General features: G+C 41.4%; 25 protein-coding genes and 2 tRNA genes. 18 read left to right on the top strand and 9 right to left on the bottom strand.

What is annotated here, in order from left to right; translation table 11 throughout:
* Window positions 1–14: 14 nt before the first annotated feature.
* Genes E7008_03700 through E7008_03685 form a run of 4 tightly spaced genes read left to right on the top strand, consistent with a single transcriptional unit; the run spans window position 15 to window position 4,650 of the window.
* Window positions 15–1,277: a hypothetical protein gene (locus tag E7008_03700; GenBank protein MBE6457019.1), complete on the top strand. Its 1,263-nt coding sequence runs from the start codon at window positions 15–17 to the stop codon at window positions 1,275–1,277.
* Window positions 1,267–1,938, top strand: a complete 672-nt coding sequence (locus tag E7008_03695) for a hypothetical protein (GenBank protein ID MBE6457018.1) — start codon at window positions 1,267–1,269, stop codon at window positions 1,936–1,938. The genes E7008_03700 and E7008_03695 overlap by 11 nt, the downstream gene beginning before the upstream one ends.
* A gap of 5 nt (window positions 1,939–1,943) precedes the next feature.
* Window positions 1,944–3,578 carry a hypothetical protein gene (locus E7008_03690; GenBank protein MBE6457017.1) on the top strand — a complete coding sequence of 545 codons (1,635 nt, stop codon included), beginning with the start codon at window positions 1,944–1,946 and terminating at the stop codon, window positions 3,576–3,578.
* A 1-nt stretch (window position 3,579) separates the two neighbouring features.
* Complete coding sequence (locus E7008_03685; protein MBE6457016.1) at window positions 3,580–4,650, top strand: hypothetical protein; 1,071 nt, start codon at window positions 3,580–3,582, stop codon at window positions 4,648–4,650.
* A gap of 196 nt (window positions 4,651–4,846) precedes the next feature.
* Here E7008_03685 and E7008_03680 read toward each other — a convergent pair whose 3' ends face one another.
* The gene (locus tag E7008_03680) at window positions 4,847–5,416 is read right to left on the bottom strand and encodes a hypothetical protein (protein ID MBE6457015.1); all 570 of its coding nucleotides are present in this window, start codon (window positions 5,414–5,416) and stop codon (window positions 4,847–4,849) included.
* A gap of 1 nt (window position 5,417) precedes the next feature.
* Window positions 5,418–5,681 (bottom strand): hypothetical protein, encoded by a 264-nt coding sequence (locus tag E7008_03675; protein ID MBE6457014.1) that lies wholly within the window; start codon window positions 5,679–5,681, stop codon window positions 5,418–5,420.
* A gap of 77 nt (window positions 5,682–5,758) precedes the next feature.
* Here E7008_03675 and gyrB point away from each other — a divergent pair, with 77 nt between their 5' ends.
* The 4 genes from gyrB to E7008_03655 all read left to right on the top strand — a co-directional run bounded on the left by gyrB (window position 5,759) and on the right by E7008_03655 (window position 9,971).
* Window positions 5,759–8,158, top strand: a complete 2,400-nt coding sequence (gene gyrB, locus E7008_03670) for a DNA topoisomerase (ATP-hydrolyzing) subunit B (protein MBE6457013.1) — start codon at window positions 5,759–5,761, stop codon at window positions 8,156–8,158.
* A gap of 45 nt (window positions 8,159–8,203) precedes the next feature.
* The gene (locus tag E7008_03665; GenBank protein MBE6457012.1) at window positions 8,204–8,494 is read left to right on the top strand and encodes a hypothetical protein; all 291 of its coding nucleotides are present in this window, start codon (window positions 8,204–8,206) and stop codon (window positions 8,492–8,494) included.
* Window positions 8,494–9,165: a hypothetical protein gene (locus E7008_03660; protein ID MBE6457011.1), complete on the top strand. Its 672-nt coding sequence runs from the start codon at window positions 8,494–8,496 to the stop codon at window positions 9,163–9,165. Before E7008_03665 ends, E7008_03660 begins: the two co-directional genes overlap by 1 nt.
* A gap of 143 nt (window positions 9,166–9,308) precedes the next feature.
* Window positions 9,309–9,971 (top strand): uracil-DNA glycosylase, encoded by a 663-nt coding sequence (locus E7008_03655; protein MBE6457010.1) that lies wholly within the window; start codon window positions 9,309–9,311, stop codon window positions 9,969–9,971.
* 26 nt (window positions 9,972–9,997) lie between these two features.
* On the opposite strand, the gene E7008_03650 is transcribed toward E7008_03655, so the two are convergent.
* Window positions 9,998–10,804, bottom strand: coding sequence for a hypothetical protein (locus E7008_03650; GenBank protein ID MBE6457009.1), 807 nt, complete (start codon window positions 10,802–10,804; stop codon window positions 9,998–10,000).
* Window positions 10,805–10,938: 134 nt separating this feature from the next.
* Between E7008_03650 and lptC the strand changes: the two genes are divergently transcribed.
* A complete protein-coding gene (gene lptC / locus E7008_03645) occupies window positions 10,939–11,370 on the top strand; it encodes an LPS export ABC transporter periplasmic protein LptC (protein MBE6457008.1) in 432 nt (143 codons plus the stop codon).
* Window positions 11,367–12,095, top strand: coding sequence for an LPS export ABC transporter ATP-binding protein (gene lptB / locus E7008_03640; GenBank protein MBE6457007.1), 729 nt, complete (start codon window positions 11,367–11,369; stop codon window positions 12,093–12,095). Before lptC ends, lptB begins: the two co-directional genes overlap by 4 nt.
* An 18-nt stretch (window positions 12,096–12,113) precedes the next feature.
* On the opposite strand, the gene E7008_03635 is transcribed toward lptB, so the two are convergent.
* A complete protein-coding gene (locus E7008_03635) occupies window positions 12,114–12,671 on the bottom strand; it encodes an acyloxyacyl hydrolase (GenBank protein ID MBE6457006.1) in 558 nt (185 codons plus the stop codon).
* 137 nt (window positions 12,672–12,808) lie between these two features.
* Between E7008_03635 and E7008_03630 the strand changes: the two genes are divergently transcribed.
* Window positions 12,809–12,883, top strand: a tRNA-Met gene (locus tag E7008_03630).
* 434 nt (window positions 12,884–13,317) lie between these two features.
* On the opposite strand, the gene E7008_03625 is transcribed toward E7008_03630, so the two are convergent.
* The 4 genes from E7008_03625 to E7008_03610 all read right to left on the bottom strand — a co-directional run bounded on the left by E7008_03625 (window position 13,318) and on the right by E7008_03610 (window position 17,199).
* On the bottom strand, window positions 13,318–13,872 hold the full coding sequence (locus E7008_03625) for a hypothetical protein (GenBank protein MBE6457005.1): 555 nt from the start codon (window positions 13,870–13,872) through the stop codon (window positions 13,318–13,320).
* Window position 13,873: 1 nt separating this feature from the next.
* Window positions 13,874–15,187 (bottom strand): hypothetical protein, encoded by a 1,314-nt coding sequence (locus tag E7008_03620; protein MBE6457004.1) that lies wholly within the window; start codon window positions 15,185–15,187, stop codon window positions 13,874–13,876.
* 729 nt (window positions 15,188–15,916) lie between these two features.
* Window positions 15,917–16,540, bottom strand: coding sequence for a hypothetical protein (locus tag E7008_03615; protein MBE6457003.1), 624 nt, complete (start codon window positions 16,538–16,540; stop codon window positions 15,917–15,919).
* 2 nt (window positions 16,541–16,542) lie between these two features.
* A complete protein-coding gene (locus E7008_03610) occupies window positions 16,543–17,199 on the bottom strand; it encodes a hypothetical protein (GenBank protein ID MBE6457002.1) in 657 nt (218 codons plus the stop codon).
* Window positions 17,200–17,676: 477 nt separating this feature from the next.
* Here E7008_03610 and E7008_03605 point away from each other — a divergent pair, with 477 nt between their 5' ends.
* From E7008_03605 to E7008_03575, 7 genes are all read left to right on the top strand, one after another.
* Window positions 17,677–18,651 (top strand): glycosyltransferase family 8 protein, encoded by a 975-nt coding sequence (locus E7008_03605; GenBank protein MBE6457001.1) that lies wholly within the window; start codon window positions 17,677–17,679, stop codon window positions 18,649–18,651.
* Between the two features lie 104 nt (window positions 18,652–18,755).
* Window positions 18,756–19,253, top strand: coding sequence for a hypothetical protein (locus E7008_03600; GenBank protein MBE6457000.1), 498 nt, complete (start codon window positions 18,756–18,758; stop codon window positions 19,251–19,253).
* A 15-nt stretch (window positions 19,254–19,268) separates the two neighbouring features.
* Window positions 19,269–19,814, top strand: coding sequence for a hypothetical protein (locus E7008_03595; GenBank protein ID MBE6456999.1), 546 nt, complete (start codon window positions 19,269–19,271; stop codon window positions 19,812–19,814).
* A gap of 90 nt (window positions 19,815–19,904) precedes the next feature.
* A tRNA-Thr gene (locus E7008_03590) sits at window positions 19,905–19,978 on the top strand.
* A 117-nt stretch (window positions 19,979–20,095) separates the two neighbouring features.
* Window positions 20,096–20,335, top strand: a complete 240-nt coding sequence (locus tag E7008_03585; GenBank protein ID MBE6456998.1) for a GIY-YIG nuclease family protein — start codon at window positions 20,096–20,098, stop codon at window positions 20,333–20,335.
* 250 nt (window positions 20,336–20,585) lie between these two features.
* A complete protein-coding gene (gene aspS, locus E7008_03580; protein ID MBE6456997.1) occupies window positions 20,586–22,355 on the top strand; it encodes an aspartate--tRNA ligase in 1,770 nt (589 codons plus the stop codon).
* Between the two features lie 106 nt (window positions 22,356–22,461).
* Window positions 22,462–22,812, top strand: a complete 351-nt coding sequence (locus tag E7008_03575; protein MBE6456996.1) for a hypothetical protein — start codon at window positions 22,462–22,464, stop codon at window positions 22,810–22,812.
* Here E7008_03575 and E7008_03570 read toward each other — a convergent pair.
* Window positions 22,809–25,283, bottom strand: coding sequence for a hypothetical protein (locus tag E7008_03570; protein ID MBE6456995.1), 2,475 nt, complete (start codon window positions 25,281–25,283; stop codon window positions 22,809–22,811). The genes E7008_03575 and E7008_03570 overlap by 4 nt on opposite strands.
* Window positions 25,284–25,288: the final 5 nt, after the last annotated feature.

Below are 25,288 nucleotides of genomic sequence, written 5' to 3'. Positions count from 1 at the left end.
GAGAGAGAATTTAATTGGCCAGTCAAACTGTGTATGTTAATCGTAAAAGGTATGCGGTTGGGTTGTTTTGGCAACCTGTTTCCGCAGGGTTTAACGCGCGTAACTATGCGCGCAGTTTGTCGCGTAATGTTGATAAAAAATTAAATTTATATACCGAATATCGTGCAATGATTGGTTTGGCCGCGCGTAAAAATGGTGCGCGACCGGGTATGCGTGTGGCCGCCGCCGCAGTGATGGACAGTTTTTCAGAATATACATCATTTTTGGCGGTGTTTGCAGTTGATAAAAAATTCTATTTGGTGGCGGCGCGTAATGGAATTATTCTGGATGATCGGATTTTTGATTCCGAAGATGCGGCGCGCAGTGAATATGTAAAATTGTCTGAGATTCCAGATTGGGGGGCGTTCTTTGCGCCGGGAACATGGGGTATGCCACGGGCGGCGGAACGTAATCTGGCGGATATTTTGGATGGCCATAATAATACAACATTACATTCAATCAGTCGATTTGGTGCGGGAATGGTGTCGCTGATTCTGGTTGGTGTGTTTGTGTTGGGGTTGGGATTGGTTTTTCATGATTCTATTATTCAGGCCATGTCGCCACGGCCTCAGGTGGCAGAATTAAACCCAGAACTGGTTGCAGAATACAAGCGTCAGATAGAGGAAAGTAGCAAGCAATTAGACGAGCAATTTGAAATTGAAAAAACTTTGCCGCCTGAACCGATTGTTATGCCGTATGAATTATTGCCAGATGTTGCGGCGCGTGCAGCGCAGTGTTATCAGGCGATTGGTTTTGTTATGCAACCGATTGCGGGTTGGAATCAAGTGTACGCAACATGTGGTGAAACACATGTGGTGGCGGAATTTGTTCGCAGTTTTGGTACGGTTGGTGAATTTTATGCCGCGGCGTCGGGATTAATGCCGGGCGCATTCGTGACCGAGGTTGATGCAGATACAATTCGTGTGCGCGCAACACTGCCGGCGTTGGATGTGTTTGCGTCCCAAGATGAACGTGATCCGGATACGGTTGTGCGGGATATTACAACGGCTTTCCAGGGGATTGATACAAATGTTGATACCCAGATTGTTGTTGATACATTAACAAATGGTGTGGAAACGGCGTCTGTTAATGTGGTAGAAATTGGTGCGGAATCAAAACTGGTGCCAATGCAGTTTATGAAAATATTTGATGAATTTGGCGGTGTCTATTTAATGCAGGCATCGTGGGATGTGCGTTCGCGTTCCTGGAACTATGAGGTGATTGTCTATGCAAAATAAGAAAATGTTTTTGTTTGGGTTGATTTTTTGTGGGGCGATTTCAAATGCCTTGGCCGCGGTTGATGTGGTCGAAGAAATTGATGTGGATATGGAAGAAATATCGGCCGATGCGGTTGCAGGATATGATGTTGATGGGTCGCTGTTTCAACAAATTACAGACCTGGAACAGGAAAAAGTTTTAATGCAGTTGGAAAAAGAACGCGCGCAGTTGGATTTAGAATTAGACCGTTTGGCGGCCGAGAAAATCAAATTGCATATGGAAATTGATACACTGTCAGGGCGTGCAGAACAACAGCAACAGGAAATCGAAACACAAAAGGCCAAGTTAGAGGCCGAAGCTGCACGTATCGAACGTGAAAAAGAATCATGGTTAGCGGATTTAGAAGAACAAAAGTCAGCCAAGGCGACATCGGTGTTGAAAACCGCAGATGAAGAACCGGAAATCGATATCGCAAAGAAGTATCGCCTGGTTAATGTTGTGGGGGCAGGGGCGCAATTGCAGGCAACCGTCGAAGATTTAAATACGGGTCAATCAAAACGCATTAGTGTGGGTAAATCATTGGATGGGTTGACGGTAAAGTCTATATCGTTGTATGACGGGGTTGTGTTTGTTGATAAAAATGGTAATACGCAAAACCTGAATGTTAGTAATGGGAAATAATTCTTATGGTGCAGAAAACAGATAATTTTGATGATATCGAATTTCAAAACACGCCGTCGATTCCGGTGGGGTTGGAATCGGCCGAGTCCAAGGATATTATCGATTACTTGTTTTCAAATGGGAATCGTTTGCTAACAGCGACTGGGGCAATGTTTGAATTACCCCGTGATACACAGAGTTTGATTGCGTATTTCACCGGTGGTGAAATTATTGTTTCGCGAACACATCGTTATGATGGGCGTGTGTTGGCGTTTTTGGAATTACTGAAAAAACGTAATCGCAAAATGCGCGCGCCGTTTTATTCGGACCTGGGATTAATTTCTAATATTTACAAATCGTATGAAAGTCATTTGGGTGGGGCACATCGCAGTCGTGCAGATTTTGATAACCAAATGCAGAAGGACTTTGTTGATATTATCGCCAAGGCCGCCGCACAGAAAGTATCAGACGTTCATGTCGAGGTTGCAGACCAAACAACAATATATTTCAGAATAGACGGCAGTATGCAGCCGGTTATGGAATATAATTCACAGTGGGGGGAATCGTTCCTGCGTGCGGCATTTGCATCGGCGGATATTTCAAATGCGAACTATGCGGTCAATGAATATCAGTCAGCACAGAAAGACGGACGCACACCACTGCGCGGGACCAAGGATTTATACCTGCCGTCGGGGGTGTTGGGGGTGCGTATGCAGTTTAACCCGATTGCGTTTGGTACGCGATATGCGGTTATGCGTTTGCTGTATGACAATCCGTCCGAAGGTATCAAGACAGAACAAGAATTTGGCCCATATGAACAGCGTCTGTTGGCGCGTATGCGTTCGTTTCCAACAGGGTTGGTTATTGTGGCGGGGCCAACCAGTTCAGGTAAATCGACGACGTTGGTGCGGAATATGTCGTTGATGCTGAAAGAACGTAATTATGAAATCAATATGATTACGGTGGAAAACCCCGTTGAACAAAAGATTTTTGGCGCGCGTCAGATGCCGGTGGTTAATGCTATGAACGAAGAACAACGCGAAGATAAGTATGTCGAAGCATTGGCGGCGGCGTTGCGCAGTGACCCAGATACGCTGATGGTGGGGGAAATTCGTACGTTGGCGGCGGCAGAACTGACGGTGCGTGGTGCATTGTCGGGGCATAATGTTTGGACGACATTGCATGCAAATTCGGCCATGGCGGCGTTAACACGTTTGCTGGATTTGGGTGTTGAACCGTTTAAGTTAAAAGAAGAAACGCTGATGCGGGGGTTGGTGTCGATGCGTTTGTTCAAAAAGGTTTGCCCACATTGTCGCGAGCCTTTGGCAAATCATCCAGAACGTGGGGCATATCGGCGTGTGATGGATGCATATGGTGAAATTGGTCTGCGCCAGGTGTATCAGCGGGGGCCTGGCTGTGCACATTGCAAGGGTACGGGAAATATTGGACGCGTCAAAGCGGGCGAGATTATTGTCACAAACAGTGAATTTTTGCGCCTGGCATTGTCTGGAAATACAGATGGGGCGATGCGATACTGGCTGGAAGATATGGATGGACGCACGTTGAAAGAGGCCGCCGCGTCATTAATGTTGCAGGGAATTATCAGTGTCGATGAATTAGAACGCTGGGTCGGGCAATTAGACCAGCCGGGGGCATATTGATATGAATAAACTGGAATTATTATATGCAAAAATGATGTTCCGGTTAAATACGGAAAAGCGTATGTCAATTTGTCGAAAATTGGCGTCGCTGTTGCGTAATGATTTTACATTGATTGATGCGCTGGAACGATTGGAAATGGTTGAATCACACAATGGTACAAAACCGCGTGAACCGTTTGCAATTGTGATGCGCGAATGGCAAAAGAATCTGGAACGCGGTATGACTTTTTCCGAAGCGACGCGCGGTTGGGTGCCAGAAAATGAAACGTTGTTGGTGACATCGGGGAATTTATCAAACCTGGTCGTGGCGTTGGAAAATGTTGGGCGCGTTGTTGATGGAACACAACGGATAAAACGTGCAATGGCGTCTGCGATTGGGTATCCAATGTTTTTGTTGGCGTTGACGTTCGGTATTATCATTATGGTGGGGTTGTATTTGGTGCCACCGTTGGCAGAAATCGCAGGAAACGATGTTGTTTGGCGCGGGTCGGCGCGATCACTGGTGTGGTTGTCGGATTTTGCGATTGAATATTGGTATATATTCTTGGTTGTGTTTGCGTCCGTTGTTGCGGTTGTATGGATAAGTCTGGCAAACTGGTCGGGACGATTGCGCGCAATGTTTGATAAATTACCGCCGTGGAATGTTTATAAAATCCAAGTGTCGGTTGGTTGGTTGATGAGTTTGGGCGCAATGGTCAGTGCCGGTGTTACAATTCCGGATGCGATGCGAATGCTGGCGGACAGTGCAAACAGATATCTGAAAAGTATTTTAGAACGCGCGTTAAAGTATATTGCAAATGGTGAAAACCTGGGGCGGGCATTGGCGCACACTGGACGTGATTTCCCGGATTCTGAAATTATTGGGGATTTGACAATTTATGCCGATATGAACGAATTTGATGAAAATCTGAATCAGGTTGCAAATGATTATTTGAATGAATCAGTGCGCAAAATGGAAAAGATTTCCAGCACATTAAACAGTTTGGGAATTTTGTTGGTGTCTGCAATAATCGCCTGGGTTGTATTGGGGACGTTTCAGATGCAGGACCAGATTACAAGCGTATTATCATAAAAATTAAATATAATAATTCATCTACGAGCGGGGGCGACAACTCATGTAACTTTTGTACACTACGTTGTCACCCCCATCTCGTATCTAAATCATTCTATTTAATTTTTTCCACCGCAAGAGGTTGTGGTTTTGAGCGCATCTATACCATTATCTTTATTTTTTACCCCACTGCTAGGAATAGCGCGCTAAAAAAGCGTTACACCATAAATGGCAGGTTTTCCAATGTGCCTTCGGCGACGCGGACGTTGACGTCAATCATCATAAAGACAGAATCTGGTGTGCGCGCAGCGTGATTAGCAAATATTTCTGAATCCAGCAGGTGGCTGGTGTTAACAGATAATTTGGTAATCAAATGGTCGTCATCCAGCAGTGTATAGATTGGCCCAATGTCACGTGGTGTGTTCGCGCCGATTTCATGTTCGTTCTGGGGGCAACGCAGGCCGTCCATTATCGTTTTAACACGGTTGTCGATGTCAGAACGCGGTACACCAACGATTTCTGGGTGCAACATTTGAATGTCCAGTTCTGCAATCAATTTCAGATTTGGTGTAATAATTGGATTCCAATCGATTCCACCGACGTGGCGGGTGGTAATTGGGCTTTTAGTTGGGTTGGGCACCATGTACTGGGTTAAATTGTTCCAGGGACTGTGTTCAACCAGTTTTTTTAGTTGTGGATGAAACTGCATACGAATGTCGGCAATATGCTGGGCCCGTTTTTTTGGATTAATCAAAATATCGCCAAAATATAATAATTTAAATTTCATATTATTTACCCCTTTGTTCTAGGATTTCGCGGAACATTTCAAGCCCCAGTGGGTGCAGTTTATAAAAGTTTGCATGGTGCGAATACTTAGGCTTTATAATAAGTTCGCGTTTGCGCGATCCCTGGATTATTTTAGTGCCACGTTTGAATTCGGATGCCATGGTGGATTGAATTGTTTCTAGGTCGTATTTTTTATCAAATTTTTTTACCAAATCGTGTGCAGTCATAAAATCGTCTTTGGTAAATTTTGGTGTTGTGTCAACCATTGTTTTTATCCCCTTTTTCCTTGATAATTATACCAGAAATTGCTATGTTTTACACAGAAAAAAGAAAGGAATGTTATATGGCAGTTAATAATGAATATACAGGTGATTCGATTAAAGTCCTGAAAGGGCTTGATGCTGTTAAAAAACGCCCGGGTATGTACATCGGTGACGTGGGCGAGGGTGGTAACGGTCTGCACCATATGATTTATGAAGTTGTGAATAATTCTATTGACGAAGCAATGGCGGGTTATGCGGATACGGTCTATGTTTCGTTGAATCCAGATGGGTCTGCGACAATTCGTGATAATGGACGTGGTATGCCGTTTGATATCAATCATGATACAGGGCGCAGTGCGCTGGAACTGATTATGTGCGAATTGCATGCCGGTGGTAAGTTTGATAACGAAGGCAGTGGTGCGTACAAGGTTTCGGGCGGTCTGCACGGGGTTGGTGTGTCGGTGGTGAATGCATTGTCAACGTGGCTGGAAGTTAAGGTGTGGCGCGGTGACAAAGAAGCGTTTATGGCATTTGCCGATGGTGTGCCGACATGTGATTTGAAAATTACTGAAAACAAGTCTGGAATTGAACATGGAACGGAAGTGACGTTCAAACCGTCGCCGGATACGTTTACAGGGACTGAATTTAGTTTCGATACATTGGAAACATGGTTGCGTGAACAGTCTTATTTGAATGCAAATGTTAAAATTGTTCTGGAAGATTTGCGTGGCGGGGAAAAGAAAGAACGCGAATTTCACAGTGTTGACGGGTTAAAAGGGTTTGCGACATATCTGGATAAGTCCAAAGAACTGTTGAACAAAGAACCTATTCAGATGATTAAGCAGATTGATGATACATATATCGAAATTGTGTTGCAGTGGACGACGGCGTATACGGAAACATCGTTATGCTTTACCAATAATATTCCAAACCGTGACGGTGGAACGCATTTGGCGGGATTTCGTGCGGGACTGACGCGTGCGATTAACAAGTATATTTCTGAGAAGGGTACGAAAAAGGATATCAACCTGTCGGGGGAAGATTTCCGCGAAGGTTTAACCAGTATCGTCAGTGTGAAAATTCCAGATCCAAAATTTGGTTCACAGACCAAGGATAAATTGGTGTCCAGTGAAGTGCGTCCGATTGTGGAAAGTACTGTGTCGGAATTGCTGTATGAATTTTTGGATGAAAATCCAGCAATTGCAAAAACGATTGTTGATAAGATTATCGAAGCCGCCACCGCACGTGAGGCGGCGCGCAAGGCACGCGAATTATCGCGCAAGAAAACAGGCCCAGAACTGGGTGGTTTGCCGGGTAAATTGGCGGGGTGTTCAGAACGCGATCCGGCAAAGTGCGAACTGTTTATTGTTGAGGGGGATTCGGCGGGTGGTACAGCCAAACAGGGGCGCGACCGCAAAACCCAGGCGATTTTGCCGCTGCGTGGTAAAATTTTGAATGTTGAACGTGTGCGCTTTGACAAGATGTTGGGGTCGGATACGATTGGTGCGCTGATTACAACAATGGGTGCAGGTATCGGCAAGGATGACTTTGATATTGAAAAAATGCGTTATCACAAAGTTATCATCATGACCGATGCGGACGTTGACGGTCAGCATATTCAGACGCTGTTGATGACGTTCTTTTATCGGCATATGCCACAGGCGATTGAACGTGGGTACATCTATGTGGCGAAACCACCGCTTTATGGTGTGACGCGTGGTAAACAACAAATCTATTTACAGAACCAACGTGAAATGGATGACTATTTGATGGAACAGTTGGCGACCGACGGTATGATTGAAACATCCACAGGTGTCCAGGTGTCTGGGGCGGATTTGAAACGTCTGTTGGGATTGGTGTTGGATATGCGTAATATCTTGCAACCGCTGAATCATATTATTCCGTTGCGCTTTGTCGAAGCGTTGGCATTAAATGGCGCGTTCGAAAATGAAAGCGCGGATGTGTTCGAAAATGTTCAGCGTATGTTAGATGCCCAGGAATTAGAATTCGAACGTGGGTGGAAAGTATCGTCCAATGAACATGGTATCGAAGTGACGCGTACATTGCGTAGCGTGCGTGAAACATATGTGTTACCACGTGAAAAATTAAACGGTATGGAAATTCGCGCGTGGCACAAAATGGATGGACGCGATGAATTAATGGAAACATTTAGTAAGCCAACAGTACTGCGCGTAAAGTCCAAGAATCAAAAAATCTGGGGTGCGTTAAAGTTGCTGGATACGGCATTTGAATACGCGAAAAACGGATTAAAGATTCAGCGATACAAAGGTTTGGGTGAAATGAACGCCGAACAGTTGTGGGAAACAACAATGGACCCAAATCATCGTTCTTTGTTCCAGGTTACGGTTCAGGACGCGACCAAGGCAGACGAAGTTGTGTCTATGTTGATGGGGGATGTTGTTGAGCCACGTCGTGACTTTATCGTAGAAAATGCGCTGGATGCGAATTTGGACGTATAATGATAATGGCGCGGGTGACCGCGCCATAAATTTGTGGTGATTATTATGGCAGATGGATTTGTTAAGTGGGGCAGGTCAGAGAAAGAAAAACTGACCGAGGAATTACATAAATTAGAGGCCGAGATTGAAGCGTTAGGAACGGCGGTGTCTGATTCACAAATTTGGCATAAAAAATCGCGGATTGAGTGGATTAAAAAACGTATTGCAGAACTGGAATCGCCGGCGGGTAAGTTTAATGCGGGGACTGATAAGTTAAACGATATGATGGCAGCGCAAAATCAGCAACCGCAACTGACCCCGGAACAAATCGCAGAATTGCATGGTGGGCGCGGGTAATGGATTTTTCGCGGGATTGGTTTTTTTGTTTAGATGCGCGACTGCGTGATGCGGGGTTGGACAGTGATGCGCAAAGTTTTGATGAGATTTTGGAAAACCTGCGTGCGCGAAAAATTTATGATGCAGATGCGTTCGCGGGGCACTGTGCTTATGTAATTCTGGCGGGTGGGTTTTCACAAAAAACAGCAAAAAAAATTCATGAAAAAATTATGAATGTTTTAGATTCAGCCGGGGCAGATTTTGATGCACTGATAAAAATTTTTAACAACAAAAATAAAATTAATGCGATTTGTAAAATATGGGAAAATCGGGAACAGTTGCGCGGGGAATATTACAAATTAGAATTACTGGATGATAAATTAAATTTTTTGCAAAAATTACCACATGTTGGAAAAATAACAGCAAATCATTTGGCGCGAAATCTGGGCGAAGATGTTGTGAAATATGATATTTGGATTCAGCGACTGGGGTGTGCGTTTGTTGGGAAAAATTTGCTGATTGATAATGCTAAATTATCACCGGATGTAAAATGTGCATGCGATGATATGTTTGCGCATTTGGTAGCACAGACCGGATTGCCGCGTGGGTATATAGATGTGGTGTTATGGAAATCTTGTCAGGTAAAATTAATTTCTATGGACGATTGCTTGCACAAACCGCTGGTCATGTAGCGAGTGGTACACTCCCTTTGGTTTGTGCGGCGTACTCATCTCATATAAATTAATTTAAAAAAAAGTATGGACGATTACTTGTACAAACCGTCGGTCATGTAGCGATATAATTAATTTTAAAGTTGATTGAGGTTGATAGAACTATGAATGTGAAAATTGAACAATCTTGGAAAGATGCGTTGGGTGCGGAATTTGATAAGGATTATTTTATCAAATTAACAGACTTTGTGCGTGGGGAATATTTGTCTGGGAAAACGGTGTATCCTGCGCCACAGAATATTTTTAATGCGTTTAATTTGTGTCCGTTGGATAAGGTTAAAGTTGTAATCATCGGGCAAGATCCATATCATGAACCAGGCCAGGCGCATGGACTTTGTTTTTCAGTGTTGCCACCGACGCCAATCCCGCCATCGTTGCAAAATATTTATAAAGAGATTGAATCAGACCTGGGGCGAAAATCGGTTACAAATGGTGATTTGACACATTGGGCAAACCAGGGCGTGTTATTGTTAAATGCGACATTAACCGTTCAGGCACATGCAGCGGCATCGCACGCAGGCCGTGGATGGGAAGAATTTACAGACGCGGTTATTAGTGCGGTTAGTGCGCGTGATAATATTGTCTATATGCTGTGGGGCAGTTATGCCCAGAAAAAAGCAGCGTTTGTAAATCCGGAAAAAAACCTGGTGCTGAAAAGTGCGCATCCGTCACCGCTGTCGGCGTATCGTGGATTTTTTGGAAATAAACATTTCAGTCGCGCAAATCAATATCTGGAAAGTTGTGGTGAAACACCGATAGAATGGTAAAAAAATCCCCCGTTTTTATGCGGGGGTTATTGCATGAATTGGGTTGCAATACTGCCCAATGATTGCAGTGCACCCATGCCACCGCTGTTGGCGGTGCTGCTGACCGTTTGCATAATTGTGCCAGTGTTGGTCTTTTGACCCAGGTTGCCAACGGTATTAATCAGGAAATCACCCCACAGGGCCTTTTTCTTGGCGTTTAATTTGGCGTATGAACAATTTTCAATCTTGGATATCAGGGTGCCGGCCATCTTGGCTTCTTGTTGGGTATAGTCTGATGTGTCAAAGTCAATCAGATTAAATACATCATAGATGTTCGATACATATTGTTTATGTTTATCTGAACATGTTGTCAAAGAACCGTCGGTACAGTAATAGGTGCTGACCGCCATGGGAAATTTTTCCCATACCATGTCTTCGTTACCACTGCCACCGAACCAGTCATAGCATAGCATATCCTTTTCATCAGTGCCGGCGGCAAGGCGGACGTTTGCCTGGTATCCACCGGTTGGGGTGGTGCAACGCTTCATACCAAGGGTGGTTTGAACCTCGTCTGCGGTTTTAGCACCGGTTTTTGCCCATTCCTTGATTGTGGTGTTAACAAAGTTTATTTCAGTTGTGCTGGGTATGCATTCGGCGGTCAGGGCCTTTTGCTGTTGTGTTAATTGTTTTACACTGCTGACCAGGCCGACGACAGTGCCAACCAAACTGCCTGTGTTATCGGTAACGGATGTTTGTTTGGTGGCGACGGGTTTAGCCTTGGTAATAGTAATCGCCATGGCGGTATTGTGCGCCATGAACAATGTGCCGATAAAAAGCAGTAAAAATTTCTTCATCTCTCTTGGGTTCAATTATAACACAAAAAACAGTCCCGACAAATATAAAAATTGCATTTTCGTTATTTAGGGACTAAACTGAGAATGTGCACAAAGATAAACGCAATTTTATTATATTTACAAAACACAGACGGTTGAAACGTCTGTGGCAGTTCTTTTTTACAGGATGGGGACTGGTAATGGTGGCGGCGTTGGTTGCGGGGTCACTGTTTACAAAACAGATTTTGTGGACGCCAATATCGGCGATAAATATGACGGATATTGTCAGTAATCAGTTTAAAATGTCCGGTGCGTCGTTTGTGGGGACGGATAAAAATGGTGAACCATTTAAATTGCGTGCTAAAACAGGGTATCAGGAATATGATAACCCAGATGTGATATTTATGGATACTGTGTCGGGGACTTTGCGGCGAACAACAAATGAAGTCAAAATAACAGACAATATTACCGCAAATCGTGGACAATATAACAGACGAAAAAAAACAATAACACTTAGTGGAAATGTGCGGGTGGATTCCAGTAATGGGGATAAACTGCGTACAGATGAATTGGTGATAAGGCTATGAAACAATCAGTATTGCGTGTTGAACATTTGTCAAAATCGTACGGTAAACGTATGGTTATCAAAGATGTGTCACTGATTGCCCGCCAGGGCGAGTCGGTTGGACTGTTGGGGCCAAATGGTGCGGGAAAAACCACGGCATTTTATTGTATAACTGGACAGTTGGCGGCGACCGGTGGACAGATTTTCTTGAATTCTCAGGATATAACGCATTTGCCTTTTTATCAGCGGGCGCGGTTGCATATCGGATATCTGCCCCAGGAAAACAGTGTGTTTCGTGGACTGACAGTGGAACAGAATATTATGGCAATTCTGGAAGTTGTCGAACCTGACAGAAAAAAACGTATAAAAAAACTGGACTCGCTGTTGGATGAATTTTCAATAACGTCACTGCGGCGCAGTCCGGCAACGGCACTGTCGGGTGGTGAAAGACGGCGTGTTGAAATTGCGCGTGCACTGGCAAATGATCCGAAATTTATCTTGTTAGATGAACCATTTGCGGGTATTGACCCAATTGCAGTGAATGAAATTCGCAGCCTGGTGTCGCAATTGAAAAATCGTGGGCTGGGGGTGATTATTACCGACCATAATGTGCGTGAAACACTGGGGATTACCGACCGCAGTTATGTGTTGCATGATGGGAAAATATTAAAGCATGGCACAACGTCTGAAATCGTTCAGGACGAAATGGTGAAAAAAGTTTACCTGGGCGAAGATTTCGTTATGTAAATTTGCGCCATGCGCCCCTTAGAAATTATATGTCAGGCCGGCACCAAAGAATGCGTATGAATTATTCTCGGGCGCGGTGTTGCCGTTAGAATAGTGTTGCATAAACAATTCCAGATTTGTGCATTCAGACAGTTTATAACCAGTGCCCAGTTTAAATCCAAACAGTAATTTTGAACCAATGCGTTCATTTTGCTGAGCTTGCATGCCGACGGCCAGGCCGGAATAGAAATACCAGTTTTTACCGTGTGCCAATATAACGTCTTCGGACAGAGTGACGATTGGAATCGTATATTTGTCCCAATGCCATCCGCGCGATGTGCCCATGCCCAATGTCTGGGTTATGTTTAATGTGCGGCGCGCTGGCAGGCGAAAAAATTCAGTTGGCTGAGAATAGCCAGCGTTCAGCATGATAAATGGTGCCCATCGAACAGGTGCAGGTAACAGAAAACCACTGTCCACGCCCCAGCCGAAATTGAGAGCAATTTGGTTGTCGTATCCATTAAAAAACGGGTTTGTGTCTGCGTGGGCGGTTGTCGCAGCAGATATTATTAACAAACTACACAAGAATTTTTTCATAAGGTGTATGATACCATAAATTAGGGTTGGGTTCAAATCTATTTTGTTAAAAAAAATAATGATTGTAAATACGAATAAAATCGGCGTGTTTGTTTTTCTTGCTTTTGAAAAAAATGTTGTTATAATGCGTGACGCTTGGCAGCGTAGCTCAGTGGTAGAGCAGAGGAATCATAATCCTTTGGTCGGGGGTCCGAATCCCTCCGCTGCTACCAGAATTTCCCGGTTAACCGGGATTTTTTATTTAGCAAAAAGTTCTCAGTTTCGCCCGAATTTGTAATTTTTAGCAGATGTGTTTACATATACTGGACATAATTTCGGACATAGAAAATATATTTACATGTGTAATCCTTTTGCTTGTTTTACACTATGAATTATAAAGGGAAACAAACAGAAAGTCGCGACAAAAGCTTGCGAAGAATGACAAAGGTTTACAAAGGGGTATGACTCTTTACAAAAGTAATATAAATATAATTAAAAACACCGCCCCAAATAGGCGGTGTTTTTTAAGTTTTGCTCTTTGGCAGATATGTATATGTGCTGGATATAGAAATATATAATTCATGCTTGTATAAAATTCTAACAATGGTTGAATCAAGTGTTTTTTTCTAAAAAAATATTTATTGTTGATAGTATTTTTGTATACGCACTATGCGTCGGTTTGTAGTAATTGAAAAAACAAATCTTCTGTTAATTCGGCGCATTTTACAACAAAAAACCTACATTTTATGTAAGCTAAATTTTCATTTGAACTGAATAATGTTCCTCCATATCCAATTGAAAAACCGTAGTTGCCTAGACCATAAGTACATGAGTCTTGTAACGAGTATAATCCTTCATCTGTATTTTTTGCGTTTGATATTTGTAAAATAAAAACAGAAGGAATTAAGTTTTGTTCAATAGACTTGTCATAGAAATTTTTTATTTTTTTTACAAGAATATTGTATTCTATACTGTTTTCTGGTTGGTCTTTAATCTCTATAGCAGCTACGTAATTACCGTTATATTTATAGATACAATCTGGATTGCTTCCTGTTGAGCACAGATGTTTTCCTTCACAAAAAATACATTGATTTAAAAAATTATAATCATTTTTTTCTTTGCAGCTCCAATCTTTGTTCGATGTGATATTCTCTGCCTCACAGCAACCACATAAGGATTTTTCACTGTTACAAATACTACAAACAGGTGTTGATTTTTTCATTTTATTTGAACTCTGGCAAAAATTTTTTAGACTCATAAAAAGATTTGTAAATAACATCTTCGCCTTTTTCATTAAGGGAATTTACGTTTGTTATCTTTTTATTTTCAGGATCAGCAAAATAAAATTTTGTCTTTTTTACAACGTCTTTAGATTTTGCAAATTGTCGTAAGGCACTTATTAGTGTAGAGCTGTGTGTTGTTAATAATACGGAAATATTATTCTCAACAAGAGAAACCAATATTTCTGCAAGTTTTACTTGCCATTGAGGGTGTAAATGGTTTTCTGGTTCGTCAAAAATTAACAAATGATCAGAAGACAAAAAGCCCATTTTTGATAATCTTTGTAAAATGCCAAATAATTTTTCACCTGAGGCCATATTGTTGACATATAGTTTATTGCTGGTGCCTTTTGGGATAAAATAAAATTCTTGTTTTTCTGATATATGAATCAGTTCGCCACCAAGAATATCAGAAATTTCATCATAGACCCATTTGTTAATACCTGTATTAGCAGTATTTATATCAATTTTCAATTTTGAAAGTAGGTCACTCCAATACAAAGGCAATCCGCTACATTCTGATACTTGTAAGACAAGAGGGGTTTCAACAAATGTAACTCTAGGAAAAATGCTTTCTTTTAGAGGAGAGTCTAAATTAAGAATTTTGAACCTCTCTGAAAATGGCAGTATTTCCGCATTATTAGAAACCATGTATTCTAGGGTAGAACCGTTATTCTCGAACAAAACTTCAGATGTTTCGTGAGTGTTGATATTGTTGATCTGTTCTCTAAATATTTCTTGATACATATATTGTAGAGATTTTGTTATAGCATCATTATCGTTGATTTCTACAAAAACACTCAACAAATTATCTAAAAGCCTTTTGGCAGATAACTTACTTTTGTTGTCTAAAGTCTCCATAGAATCGACTAAAGCTATATTTTTTACTATGCGATTTCTGGCATCTATAAAAGAATTGGATTCTAGACATCTTATCAATGTCATAGCAAAAGGTCTATAGTTAAAGTTATCCATCAGGATGCTCAAGTCTCTGTATGATGGGTCTTTAGTGGTTAGCCCTTTGATATCCAAGTTGTTTTGTATAGCATAAAAAATTGAGCTACATAAACCTTTTATAATTTCTGTTCTATGCTCTTTTATAATTGCGTTTCTTTCACTTATGGATTTTATTATTGAAAAAACAGTTTTGCCAACGGTGCTTTTACCTGTTCCGTTTGGACCAGCAATTACATTTAAGCCAACTAAATCCACTTTGGCTTCTTTTATATACCCAACATTTTTCAGAGTTATTTGCATATGTAATACCTTGTTTTTAGAGAAAATATACTACATAAATAGCATTTCTCAAGTTTATTCTATATTTTTCTAATAAAAAAAACCACCAAAAAAAGATGGTTTGAGTTGCTAGCAAATTTTCTTTGCGTTCATGCTAGCAACTTTATCATAAAAAAATGAAAAAATCAACAAAAAACTATTTGTAGACAAACATAAAATTTGTTGATTTTTTTTCGTTTTGTTAAATCGAATCGGTTAATTCGATTCTATCTTTGGAACACAAACAAAACCACAGCCTATTTTTTTGGCATTTATCTGTTTTTCTTTAATAATTTGTCTAATTGCTTTTTGGCTATTGATTCATCGAGTTTGTGTATGATGTCTTCAAGGTTTTTCATATTTGGTTCGTCCAGGAATTTAGAAACCTCTTTTTGTAAATCCTGGTCGTCAAGATATAATGCCGACACGCGAAGTCCGCGTACAAATACAGGAGGCAAAGTATCTTAAACGCCCATTATTATATGTTGTCTGTGATCATCAAGTTGTTGGCGTATCATATATTTAATCAACAGCTCTATGCGATCTGCGGTTTCTTTGTCTATTTGCTTAAGGTCTAAAATCATTTTCAGGCCCCCGGCGGCTAATATGTCATTGTTGTTAAAATTTTCATACATTATGATTTCCTTTGTTGTATTATTTACAATATACAACACACTTGTCTTGGTAATGTTTTGGTAAATTTTTGGTGTTTTATTTATATTGATTCATAACAATAATACTGTTGGCCACAAATGCAAAGTTTTGTTTCTCTATTTCAAATCTCTTGTCAGCTGCCTCTTGTGTAAAAGCATAAGTGCTGCATGATATTGCTATAACTTTATTTTCATATCCAAAAAAGTATACATTGCCATGAGCGAACATTTCTTGACCGGCGCGGACTGCTAACCCAGTTCCTTCTGCGATAAAGCCGGGTTGTTTATCAAAATAAGTCATTTTTGAAGATAGTACTTTGGCATTTTGATAGGTTGATTCAAAAAACTCAATAGCCGTATTATCTTTTATGTAAACGATTATTTCTTCCCAATCAGATTTTGTTGGCGTCCTTTCCAAAAGTTCTTCCGCGTCCGTAAATTCTTTAATCGTTAGCACGCAAACAGCATTTGAATAATCTGTAGTCTCATTGTTGTAATCGCTGGTAAATGTTGCAAGAGTGTTTGGTCTTTTACCTGATGCAAATATCCAATGATCAGGATATTCAATATTTAACTCTATTCCCTTGCTTTTTGGATGTTCTGCTGTTGAAAATGTTTTTGCATTACAATTCCAACCAATTATTATAAAAAACAGACAAATGCTTATTGTTTTTAATTTCATTTTTACCAATCCATACCACATTGATCAAAAAACTCTTCCATAGAGGGACTTTTTGGCCTTTCAACAAAATATTCCTCGCCACCAATTACGCCCTTAAAACCAGTTTTGGCTGCACACAATGCTATTTTTGGCACAATCTCTTTGACCCATTCCCTGTTTTCTTCGTCATAGACAGAATTCAATAAGTTTACTGTACCGATTTCTTTATTTTTGTAAAAAACATATGTTCGATAATCAAATGTTGATTCTGTCGGACAAGTTGCCCAGGTTCTCAAAACCAAGTTGTTCGATTTGGTTTCGTATTCATTTTCATGTTCTTTTATTTCTGAATCCATAAACATATATCCACAGCCTTGGAATTTGTTTGTATTATCGTTTACCTTAAGAGCATAGTATGTTGCTATAAAATCTGAATCAAATTCTTTCTTAAAATCTTTTATCAAAAAATCTAGATTGGAATTATCGCACTTACCATTTTTGTATATGCATACACCATCCGGACCGTCAGTAGGTACAACCGAGGAAAACACTGCTTTGGACGGACTTGGATCTTGTTTTGGAACATCAATATAAAAAGACAAATACTTGGTCCTTGCGCTTTCAACACATCCAGTCAGCAGACAACATAATGACAGAAAATAAAAAGCTTTTAGTTTCATGTTTTTTACCGTATTAAAGGAATAAAATTTCCAAAATGATTCATTTCATAGTCTATCATTAAAAATCAAAAATCTCAATTAGATATTAAAAGTATGGGGTTTGTATTTGGTATGATTAAGTATGGGTAAAAACTTTACATAGAAAAATGGTTAAAAAATGGCAGAAATGTGAGTGGTGTAGCGATTTTTGTTAAAGTGAATTTTGTATTTAATCTGATTGCGTTTTTTCTTTCGGCGGACATATTGCGTACATAGAAATTTTGTATGCTTATGAAAGGTGCGGATTTCTGCCTAGCTCGTGCGGAGAAATTCCCCAGCGCTGGTATATCATAATCCTTTGGTCGGGGGTCCGAATCCCTCCGCTGCTATCAGAATTCAAACAGCCCGTGTGGCGGTTTTTGTGGCAGGTATAAATTCTTGTGTTTGTTTTGTTTGTGTTTTATGCTTAGAGAGACATTTATTTGAAAGGGGTTTGTGATGGTACGAAAATCAAAGTTGCCGATAAGCGTTGCTTTTTGTTTTGATAATAATATGTGGATGTTGGCTGGGGTTGCAATTGCGTCGCTGTTGTATCATGGTCAGGGGCAGGTAGAATACAATATATATTGTGTTGTCCCAAAAAATCTGGGGGTGGCAAAGCGGCGTGAGCTGGTTGATATGGTTGCCAGGTTGGATGAGAATAGCCGGATTGAGTTCCTGGATGCAAATAGTGATTTTGATGCGTCAGTGGTAAGGCAATATACAACTGGTATTTATTTTAGGTTTATGTTGGCTAAATTGTTGCCTGATACGGATAAAATAATTTACTGTGATGTGGATGTTAGTTTTGGCGACAGTTTGAAAGAATTGTTTGCGATTGATATGGGGCAAAATATTATAGCGGGTGTACGTGATGCATCACAGGGGCGTAAGTGGCCAAGTAATAAAAACGGATATGTTAATAGCGGGGTGTTGATGCTGAACTTGGCAGAAATTCGCCGTTTGGGAATGTATGAACAATGGATTGAATTATCAAGAAGTGAAGAGTTTGCATATCCAGACCAAGATATTTTGAATAAAACGTGTGATGGAAAAATTTTGTATCTGCCATTGAAATATAATTATATGTGTGGTGCAGATGGACATAGACTAAGTGCGGTAATTCCGCAGGGTATTTACAGCGCACAAGAAGTTGAAGAAGCCAAAGCCAATCCTGTTATTATTCATTATATTTTACGGCAACCGTGGTTGGGGCGGGCGCATATGTGTGGGGATCAGTGGTGGCGATATGCCGCAATGACGCCATTTTATGCGGCTTTTCAAGCGCGCATAACACAGATGCCGGATGTTGTAATCAAGAAAGTATTGTTATTTAATTGTATAAATTTGATGACGATAAAAATTAGACAGAACAATGTTAAGTACTATTTGTTTGGGAAAATTCCTTTGTGTCGTGTGAAAACAGTTGTTTGATAACCGCCGCCCGTGTGGCGGTTTTTATTTCCCAACCTGGGTGGTTGACTTTTTTTGTGATATTCAGAATAATACAGGTGATTATACGAAAAGGGGAAATGTTTATGCGTAAATTGTTGTTGGCGATGTTGGCATTGATTCCGACATCTGTTATGGCAAATCCGGCGTGTCCGGTGTGTACGATTGCCGTTGGGGCGGGGCTGGATATTGCGCGTCGCTTGGGCGTGCCGGACAGTATTGTTGGACTGTGGGCTGGGGCATTGTTGACGTTGCTGGGGTATTGGATGCTGAAATGGATGGACAAGAAAAATTGGCATTTCCGTGGGCGTGATACAATTGTTATTGTTTTGTCCGTTGCGATGATTGGGTTTGTATATCTGGGGACGGTAAAGTATAATCCGGTGTCAATCTGTGGCGCGTTCGTTATGGACCCGGTTTTGTTCGGGACGATTTGTGGGGCGTTGATATTTGTTGGAACGGGTAAATTGTATCAATGGATGAAGAATAAAAACGGTGGGCATGCGCATTTCCCATTTGAAAAGGTTGTGTTGCCGATTGTGGCACTGGCGTTGGCCAGTTGGGCGATGATGTTGTGTTTCTAAGTAAGGGGTGTTGAAATGAAAAAAATAGAATCTGTTCAGGAATTTGTTGAAAAATTAGATGCGGCAAAAAAGGTTAATCCAAAGGATTTGTCGTCTGACCAGGATTTAACCATTGGGATTATGAACCTGATTTCAATCGAAGAACATTTGATGTTTTCAGGTGCGAAAACCGGCAAGACACAGTTCTATGATTTGATTAACGAAGTGCGTGAAATGCGTAAAAACGCCATGCTGAAAATTATTCCAGCGTACGAAGGTGAAGTGTGGTGTATTTCAAAACACCTGTTGGCGGCGTCTATGCGTGTGTTCGAAGTGGGGACTAAGGCCCTGGCCGCGGGGGATAAGCAGACCGCATATGATTTGTTTGACCAGTCGTATGGATTGTATTCTATGTTCTGGGGGTTAAACATGGGATTGTTGACCGGGGATAAAAAGGATGCCAAGGCAGCAAAGAAATCGGCCCCAGCCAAGGCAGCAGAAGTCAAAGCCGAAAAAGATTCAGGCAAGGTGTCAAAGTTAAAGAGTTGGGTAAAGAACGCCGTCAATTGTTGTATAGAATAAAAATACCGGCAATGCCGGTATTTTTATTCTGTGCCGGACACTTTGTCCTTGATTTTTAATGTGTATCACTTATAATTGGGCGTAATCGTTGCCCTAATAGTCTAGTGGTAAAACACGTCCTTGGTAAGGACGAGTCGCAAGTCCGATTCTTGCTTAGGGCACCATCCGCTTTCGCTTGCGCTACAGCGAGATTGATTTTGAATAAAATCAAGCGAAGGTGTAGGGTTAGAGAAACGGATGTCGCGCTGTAATGAACGTAGTGAATGAAAGCGGACTTTTTGATGTTTTATGTTTATCTTTTGCGAAGTATAAATTTCCCAGAACGTTTTTATGTTGGTTGCACAGGTGATTTAAAAAGGCGCTTAAAAGAACATAATGATGGAAAATCGATATATACCAATAAATTTAAACCATGGACCCTGCATGGGTATGTGGCGTTTGATAGTGAAGAGAAAGCACGGAATTTTGAAATTTTTCTTAAAACAGGTAATGGTAGAATATTTCAAAAGAAATTCTTTTGATTGTATTTTTTTTATAAATTGCTTGCCATTGAGAAAAAAGGTAGATATACTCTTGTCTGTGTGATTCATCTGATTTGCGTTGTGATGATATGACTGACAACCATGGAATGACGCAACGGATAAAAAAGTTATAAATCAGGGTGGCACCGCGCGGCCGGTTTGACCTGCGCCCCTGAAGGTTAACAATTAAATGTGGGTGCCGAAATTCCAAATTCTGTTTTTTCGCGCCCGAAATAAAAAAGGGTCCAAAATGTTGTCTTTGAAATCAAAGTACAGAACGCATACATGTGGTGAATTAAATACATCTAATGTTGGTGAAAGTGTTGTGTTGTCGGGTTGGGTACATCGCAAGCGTGACCATGGCGCGTTGATGTTCGTTGACCTGCGCGATAATTATGGTATTACACAGATTGTTTTCGATGGTGGTAACGAGGCGTTGGAAAAAGTGCGCCCGGAATCTGTGATTAAGGTTATGGGGACGGTTGTTGCACGTGACGCGTCGGCCGTTAATGATAAAATCCCAACAGGTGGTATTGAAATTCAGGCGACATCGTTCGAAGTGTTGACTAATTCAGATGTGTTGCCGTTCCAGGTGTTCGGTGATGATGATTCAGTAGCAGAAGATTTGAGATTAAAGTATCGCTATATCGATTTGCGTCGTGAAAGTTTGCACAAGAATATTTTGTTCCGTAATCGTGTGATGAAATTCCTGCGCGATAAAATGTGGGATATGGGCTTTTCAGAATTTCAGACGCCAATTTTGACCGCGTCAAGTCCAGAAGGGGCGCGTGACTTTATTGTCCCCAGTCGTAATCATCATGGTATGTTCTATGCGTTGCCACAGGCACCACAGCAGTTCAAGCAGTTTATCCAGATTTCTGGGTTTGATCGTTATTTCCAGATTGCGCCATGTTTCCGTGACGAAGATTTGCGCGCAGACAGATTGTTGGAATTTTACCAGTTGGATTTGGAAATGTCGTTTGTGGACCTGCCGGATATTCAGGCGGTTGGTAATAAATTAATGCCAGAATTAATTCGCGAATTTGTCCCAGGGGCAAAGGTTTGCGCGGATATTCCACACATTCCATTTGATGAAGCGATGCTGAAATATGGTTCGGATAAACCAGATTTGCGTAACCCAATCATTATTCATGATGTGACGGAAATTTTCCGTGGATCTGATTTTGGAATCTTTGCAAACGCCGTTGAAAACGGCAGTGTTGTGCGCGCAATTCCGGCACCAAATTCGGCCGATAAACCACGTTCTTGGTTTGATAAATTGGGTGAATTTGCGGTCAAAGAATTGGGACTGGGCGGATTGGGATATATTGTTTTTGCAGATGAAGCCAAAGGGCCAGTTGCGAAAAAGTTAGATGCGGAACGTATTGCAAAACTGCGTGAAATTGCGGGTGATAATTCGTCGTTGTTCTTTGTTTGCGATGAAAAAAATACCGCAGCCAAGGCGGCGGGCAAGTTGCGCAACAAGTTGGGCGATGATTTAGGTCTGATTGACGAGAAAGAATTTAGATTCTGTTGGATTGAAGAATTCCCATTCTTTGAAGAAGATGAAGAATCACCAACAGGGATTGCATTTACGCATAATCCATTCTCGTTCCCGATGGCAACGTTGGAAGAATTGAATACTAAAAACCCGTTGGAAATCAAGGCGGCACAGTTTGACATGGTGTTAAATGGTGCAGAAATTTGCAGTGGTGGTTTGCGTAACTTTAACCCAGAGGTTATGTTAAAATGCTTTGACATCACTGGGTACAGTGAAGAGATTGTTAAGGAAAAGTTTGGTGGTATGTACACTGCGTTCCAGTATGGCGCGCCACCGCACGGTGGATGTGCGTTTGGGTTGGATCGACTGGTTCAGATTATGTTGGATGAACCAAACCTGCGTCAGGTGGTGATTTTCCCAACCAATCAACGTGGGCAAGACCTGATGATGGGGGCGCCGACAACTGTGACAGAAAAGCAGTTACGCGAAGTTCACATTCAGGTTCGCAAAAAGAACTAAATATAAATCCCCCAGGTAAGTGGGGGATTTTTTTTGTGGAATTCATACCTGTTGGCAAAGATTTTTTTCCATATATAATTTTGTGCATAAAAACGAGAGAGAATATATGCACAAAAATATAAATCAACTGTGTGAATTGATGGGACTGAATCAATACCAAAGTGGTAAATTAAAAATGCATTGCGAGCGTTATAATTTTTCACGTCTGGAACAACGTGGTGGGGTTCTGTTTGCGCCCTATGCAACACATGGATTGTGGCAATATATTGGAAAAGTTTTATTTGGCGTGCGTGCGGATTTAATTGGAAAAAATTCTGTGCTGTTGCGGGCGCGGCGTGGAATTCGGTTTTATTCAAATGGATATCATTGTGTGCGCGCGGGACGATATACATATTATGCAGATGCCACAGGACGTATTGTTTCACGCCAAGAATTTATGGATAATAAATCAAATTAAAATTTATTATGCGTTTTTACAAATGCACGCATAAAGCCAGGGTCGATTTGACGCATTATATCGGACAGCGAATATTCACGCATGCCGTCTGGGATAATGCTTAGTTGAATTGTTGCGGGGGTGGGGGCTGTGCCACGCAGGGTTAAATCAAATTCAGCCGTCATATATCCGTCGGTTATTGCAAAGCCGCCAATGCCAGTTGTGTGCCGCATTGCGATTGTTGTTGGTGCAGTGGTGATGAAATTGCCACGTTCATATTCGCCAATAATCTGCATTTGTTTTAGTGCGGTTTCACCCCCGCTTAGCGCGCGTGATAATGCATATTCTGCGTTTAGGGATGTTATGTTTTCAGCCGATGCGTAAAAGCCATCAATCCCAAGGCCCGATAAATATCCGCCGTCAAATGTTAAATCCAGTGTGCCACGCAGGTTGTAATAAATATCGTGTGCGATTTGGCCCGATGTTGTCATTTCAATTTGGCCGGTTATCGTCGTGTCGCGGATGTTTAGTGGCATATTATCGGATAACAAATAACCGTTTATGACAAAGCGATTTAATTGTGCAAAAATTTCATAGTTAATTTTGTCGCGTTCAATTGTGGCCAACATGTTACCACGTGATGCGTCCATGATTGAAAATGTCTGGGCGTTTGGCTTTAATGAATAAACAAAGTTGTTGTATTCATTGCCGTTGTATATTAATCGTTCGGCAGATAAAGCAATGTTTGCCGGAATGCCAAATAATATCAACAATGGTTCGTTGGTGCGAAATTCAAGTTCGGCATAGTTATCAATAAATGCATGATTCTTGAATGCGTCGATTGATAATTGCGGTGTGTGCAGTGTGATACTGTTGTTTGATGCACTGCCGGTAAATTCGTGGTCGTTTATTTTTATCGTCAGGTTGGATATTTGACCGTCTTGGTAGAATCCAGAAACAGTGTATTCGGAATCGTTTATGGATTGTAAATCAATATTTGGCAGCCAGGCCTTGAAACTGTGGCCGGATAGGTGAAAGTAATTGTCATATTGGGACAGTTGCCATGTGCCGTCGTATGGGGTAAATGTTAACATGCCACCACGCCATGCAAAATCACCGTGTGCGTCTTTCATAAATTCGGGTAAAAATGGGATATTCGTCCCCATAAATGCCAGGGTTTTGTTTTTTGCAAAGTTATATTTAGCATGTGTTTTGTCGCCGTTGATTTCGTATGTACCACCAATGTCGGAAAACTGAAAATCAATGCGACCAGATGTGCCCAGTTTTTTTATCATTTTTATAAATGTGTCATCCGTTGGCATTGGTTTGCTGGATTGGACCGATATGTTAAATTTGTCGCCATCAACAGACAGGTGGCCCGACAAGTCGCCGTATGTGAACATGGAGCATGTCCAATTGGTTGGTGTGCCGGAAAACAAGCACATAGAATTTGTGCCGTTAATGGGCATTGTTATCATTATATTTTCAGCACCGTTGGCGGTAATTGTGCCACCAGTGATTGCAATGTCATCGGCGACAATGTTGGCAATTTGCAATTTGTCAGATGTGCCGGTTGCCTGAATCCGCAGGTGATTGAATTTGTGATTGGCAAATGTCAGATTGCCATAAAAATCAAGATTCAAATTGGTTTTGTTGATTAACTTTCCCGGTGTTGTCAGAAACGAAAAGTCATAGTCTGTATTGTCCGAGACAAGTTGTATATTCTTTTCGCCGGTGGGTAAGATATCGATGTTGCCAGATACGTTATCTGTGTTTATGTTTGTCAGTTTATATCCGTTGCCACCATCCCATTCAAAGTTTGCGGTTAGTTTGATTGGTTGGTCCGTTTTTGGGGCGTCAAATCCAAACCATGAATTTATGTTGTCGGTTTCAATAGACAGGTGGCCACGGATTGTGCCGTCTGAATACATTTGGCCGGTGATGTCCAGGTTGTTATTTTTATTCTTGATATTAAATGTGTCACCGATAAATTCAATGTCGTATTTGTGTTCGGATGTACGGATAATGCCGTGAAATTCGCCGTTTGAAAATTCTGCGCGAACTATGTGGAATTTTAATCCCATAAATTCAATGTTACTGTTGTATATTTCAATGGTGTGATTAAAGTCCACAGGGGATAGTTTGTCGATTTTTATATCGGCGTCATAGACAACAACCGCATTCTTTAATTGTGCATGTTCCATGTCAAATAAATCATGGAATGGAACAGACAGCATCACAGAACCAATGCGCGCCGTTGGCACGACAACATCGTGTGCCACAATTGTTGCGCCACCAACCAGGCTGAAATGAATGTCGCCATTTAGTTTTGCAGGTACAGCCATTTGGTCGTAAATCGAACGTTCGATTATTGGCCGGAATTTATTCAGGGTTATCATCGGTGGGATAATTATGACAGCCAAGGCAAGCGCGCCGATGGCGCATATCAGCGTCCAGAATATTCTGCGTTTATGTCTGGGTTTTAATGCCATTCCCG

It is taken from the genome of Alphaproteobacteria bacterium, assembly GCA_015062495.1.
In the GTDB taxonomy this organism is placed as follows: domain Bacteria; phylum Pseudomonadota; class Alphaproteobacteria; order Rs-D84; family Rs-D84; genus Enterousia.
Note: the sequence above shows the minus strand (reverse complement) of the source record. Positions and strands in the feature narration are given on the sequence as shown.